Source organism: Marinimicrobium sp. UBA4209 (assembly GCF_002381585.1).
GTDB classification, from domain to species: Bacteria; Pseudomonadota; Gammaproteobacteria; order Pseudomonadales; family Cellvibrionaceae; genus Marinimicrobium; species Marinimicrobium koreense.
In genome coordinates, this window is the sequence record NZ_DFTP01000004.1 from 70,874 (window position 1) to 74,291 (window position 3,418).

Sequence of the window (3,418 nt, forward strand, 5' to 3'; positions counted from 1 at the left end):
GACTACACCGGCGATTCCATGCGGGTGGTCCACGCCGGCCATCAGTACACCGATACCGAGTTCAATACCATCGTCGAGTTGTTGATCGAGGCGATGGAAGCGCAGGGGGTGGCGACGCCGACCCAGAACCGCCTGCTGGCCCGCCTGGCCCAGGACTACGAAGACGTGGTCTATCACTGACGGCGGCCGAACCGGCGATTGCGCTCCGGCCAGGAAGTGTTATAACGTAACATTTTCACGAATGAGCAGGAGCGCGATCACGCCATGACCACCGCCGTGCCCACCAATATCATCACCGGCTTTCTGGGGGTGGGTAAAACCACCGCTATTCAGCACCTGTTGCGCCACAAACCGACCGGGGAAACCTGGGCGGTGTTGGTCAATGAGTTTGGTGAAGTTGGAATTGATGGTGCCCTGCTGCGCGACGGCGGCGCGAGAGTGCGGGAAGTGCCCGGCGGTTGCATCTGCTGCGTGGCGGGACTGCCCATGACCGTGGCGCTCAATCAACTGTTAGGGCGGGAGCGCCCGGACCGGCTGTTGATAGAACCCACTGGTCTGGGACATCCGGCGCAGATCATGTCGACACTGACCGGCCCCTTTTACCAGCAGGTACTGGACGTACGGGCGACGGTGACGCTGGTGGACCCGCGTAAGCTGGCCGACAGCCGCTACACCGACAACGAACACTTTCAGGATCAGATCGCCATCGCCGATGTACTGATCGCCAACAAACAGGATCTGTGCGCGCAGTCCGATTGGACGCGATGGGAGGCACTGGCGGCTGGGGCGTCACCGCCCAAGGCCTTGGTCGAGCGGGTGGGTCAGGGCGCCATTGATCCCGCCTGGTTGGACTGCCCGCGTTCGGGGCGGCCGTTACACCACCCGCACCTTCACCAGAACAACCCTCTGAAGGCGCCCACCGCGCCAGTGGAAACCCTGGCCTTTTTACCGGACGGCGAAGTCATGGCCCGGCGAGTCAATCAGGGCCAAGGGCACTTCAGCGTAGGCTGGGTGTTCACCCCGGACTGGGAATTCGACTATGACCGCCTGTTCAGTTGGCTCAATGGCTTGAGCGTTGCGCGGGTCAAAGCGGTGATGATTACCGGGGACGGTATATTCAGTTTCAACGGTCAGGACGACGTGGTCAGCGTCAGCGAACTGGACGAAACCCCGGACAGCCGCATTGAGTTGATTGATGATAAGCCGATTGATGCGGATGACGTTGAGCGTATTCTCTTAGAATTGGTTGTGGCTGCTTAAGCTTGGGCAACGGCGGGTGCGCTTCGCTTACCGCGCCCTACGCGACCTGTCATGGGTTGCGTAGGGCGGATAAGGGCGAAGCCCGCATCCGCCGTAACCCAAGCCGCCCGCACCCGCCGTAACCCAAACGCTCAACGCGCACACCAACTACTCGGTGTACTCCACAATCTCCGCCGCGTCCATCGAATACACCGACAGCGCCATATCATTCTCGGTGCGCTCAAGCTTCAGGGTCCCGGACACCCAAAAAGGCGTGTACAGTGCATCGAGCTGGAAACCCTCCGGGTAGCTCACGAAAATGATCTGATTGGGCGGTGGGGGCGGCACATGAATGCAGGCGCCGTAATACGGCACCAGAAAGAACTCGCGGATGTTCATCTCGTCGTCGAACTCCAGCGGCACGATAAACCCAGGCAGGCGGATCTCGGTGTTGTCGAATTCCGGGCGGGTGTTGGTGGACACCAGAGCGTCTTCCCAGGTGCGGCCACCCTCACTGGCGGTGTCGCCCATGGCCTGGGCGATGGCATTTTCGACCTCGCCGGCCAGATCCCGATCCTGTGGGCGAAGCGACTGGTTGGCGGGGTCTTCCGCCAGCTCCTCATCGCTCAGGTCGCCGTGATCGACGGTGGGCATGGTTTCGAGCAGGCGCAGATCCTCCTCCGGCATCAAGTCGGTCCACTCGATGGTTTTCGGGGAATCCGCGAACGAATTGAGAGTCCATAGGACACCGAATATCAATGCCGCGCTCAGGTACCGGGGACGACGCATCTTCTAACAACTCCAACAACAGCTTTCAGGATTATGGACACTGACCACAAAAACACCCCAATGACTCCGGCCATCGCCCTGCGTGATGTGCAATTTGCCTGGCCCGGACAAAACACGCCCGTACTGGATATTCCGGACTTCAGTCTGGCGCCCGGTGAGCGCCTGTTTCTGTACGGTCCCTCGGGCGCGGGAAAAACCAGCCTGCTCAACCTGCTGGCGGGCATTGTCCTGCCACAGCGGGGCGAGGTAACCCTGCTCGGGCAGTCGATGGCCGCCCTCAGCGGTCGCCAGCGGGACCGGTTCCGGGCCCGACACATCGGGGTGGTGTTTCAACAGTTTAACCTGATTCCCTACCTGACCGTGTTGGCCAATGTGTGTCTGGCCGCGCATTTCGCCCGCCGCACACCGGAGGACGGCACCCCGGCGACCCCATCGGACGTCCGTAATCACGCCCGGGAACTGCTTTGTGCCCTGGGTTTACCCCCGGAAATCGCGGAACAGCCGGCCAGCACCCTGAGTGTCGGACAACAGCAGCGGGTGGCGGTGGCTCGGGCCCTGATTACCCGTCCGGAGATTCTGCTTGCCGACGAACCCAGCTCGGCTCTGGACAGTGACCACCGGGACGCCTTTATGGAGGTGATGCTCCGCCAGGTGGCCGACACCGGCAGCACCCTGATATTTGTCAGCCACGATCGCTCCCTGGCGACCGCGTTCGACCACCAGCAGGATCTGCGCGAGCTGTCCCGGGTATCCATCGGGGAGGAGCTTTGAGATGTTGACTCAGATTGCCCGCGCCAGTCTCTGGAACCGTCGTACCACCGTGGCATTGACGCTATTGGCCCTGAGTATCGGTGTCGCGCTGCTTCTGGGGATCGATCATTTGCGCCATCAGGCCAAGGACAGCTTCCGGCAGACCCTCTCCGGTACCGATCTGATTGTGGGGCCACGAGGAGGCCAGACCAACCTGCTGCTCTATTCGGTGTTTCAAATGGGGCAACCCGGCACCAGCTTGAGCCCGGACGCGTTTGAGCGCCTGGCGCACCACCCGATGGTGGACTGGGCGGTGCCGATCGCTCTGGGCGACGCGGTCCAGGGCTTCCCGGTGTTTGCGACTCACTGGTCCTACTTTGAGCGTTACCGCTATGGCCAGGACCAGCCTCTGGTGTTTGCCGAGGGCCGGCCTTTTGCCGCCCACAGCGATGATCAAGTGGTCCTGGGCGCCGCGGCCGCCCGCGAGCTGGGTTACTGGCTAGGGGATTCGCTGGTGGTGGCCCACGGCAGTGCCGGGGTGAGCTTCACCCACCACGATGATCATCCCATGACCGTAGTGGGCATTCTTGAACCCACCGGTACGCCCGCAGATCGGCGGGTGCATATGACGCTGTTGGCC

At 62.0% G+C, this 3,418-nt stretch carries 4 protein-coding genes and 1 pseudogene; 4 read left to right on the top strand and 1 reads right to left on the bottom strand.

What is annotated here, in order from left to right:
* Together B3187_RS00725 and B3187_RS00730 are read left to right on the top strand one after the other, a co-directional pair.
* Positions 1-180, top strand: a pseudogene (locus tag B3187_RS00725) (group 1 truncated hemoglobin); the annotation flags it as partial.
* Between the two features lie 84 nt (positions 181-264).
* Positions 265-1,260 (top strand): CobW family GTP-binding protein, encoded by a 996-nt coding sequence (locus tag B3187_RS00730; protein WP_286804201.1) that lies wholly within the window; start codon positions 265-267, stop codon positions 1,258-1,260.
* Between the two features lie 147 nt (positions 1,261-1,407).
* Here B3187_RS00730 and B3187_RS00735 read toward each other — a convergent pair whose 3' ends face one another.
* A complete protein-coding gene (locus B3187_RS00735; RefSeq protein WP_286804202.1) occupies positions 1,408-2,028 on the bottom strand; it encodes a DUF3299 domain-containing protein in 621 nt (206 codons plus the stop codon).
* Between the two features lie 33 nt (positions 2,029-2,061).
* Between B3187_RS00735 and B3187_RS00740 the strand changes: the two genes are divergently transcribed.
* Both B3187_RS00740 and B3187_RS00745 read left to right on the top strand, forming a co-directional pair.
* Positions 2,062-2,799 carry an ABC transporter ATP-binding protein gene (locus B3187_RS00740; protein WP_286804203.1) on the top strand — a complete coding sequence of 246 codons (738 nt, stop codon included), beginning with the start codon at positions 2,062-2,064 and terminating at the stop codon, positions 2,797-2,799.
* Between the two features lies 1 nt (position 2,800).
* A partial coding sequence (locus B3187_RS00745; RefSeq protein WP_286804204.1) for an ABC transporter permease occupies positions 2,801-3,418 on the top strand: 618 nt, incomplete at its 3' end.

Bases quoted from the DNA above. Each gene is read 5' to 3' on its own strand.
- B3187_RS00740 (WP_286804203.1), top strand. From the start codon at position 2,062: ATGGACACTGACCACAAAAACACCCCAATGACTCCGGCCATCGCCCTG.
- B3187_RS00730 (WP_286804201.1), top strand. From the start codon at position 265: ATGACCACCGCCGTGCCCACCAATATCATCACCGGCTTTCTGGGGGTG.
- B3187_RS00735 (WP_286804202.1), bottom strand. From the start codon at position 2,028: ATGCGTCGTCCCCGGTACCTGAGCGCGGCATTGATATTCGGTGTCCTA.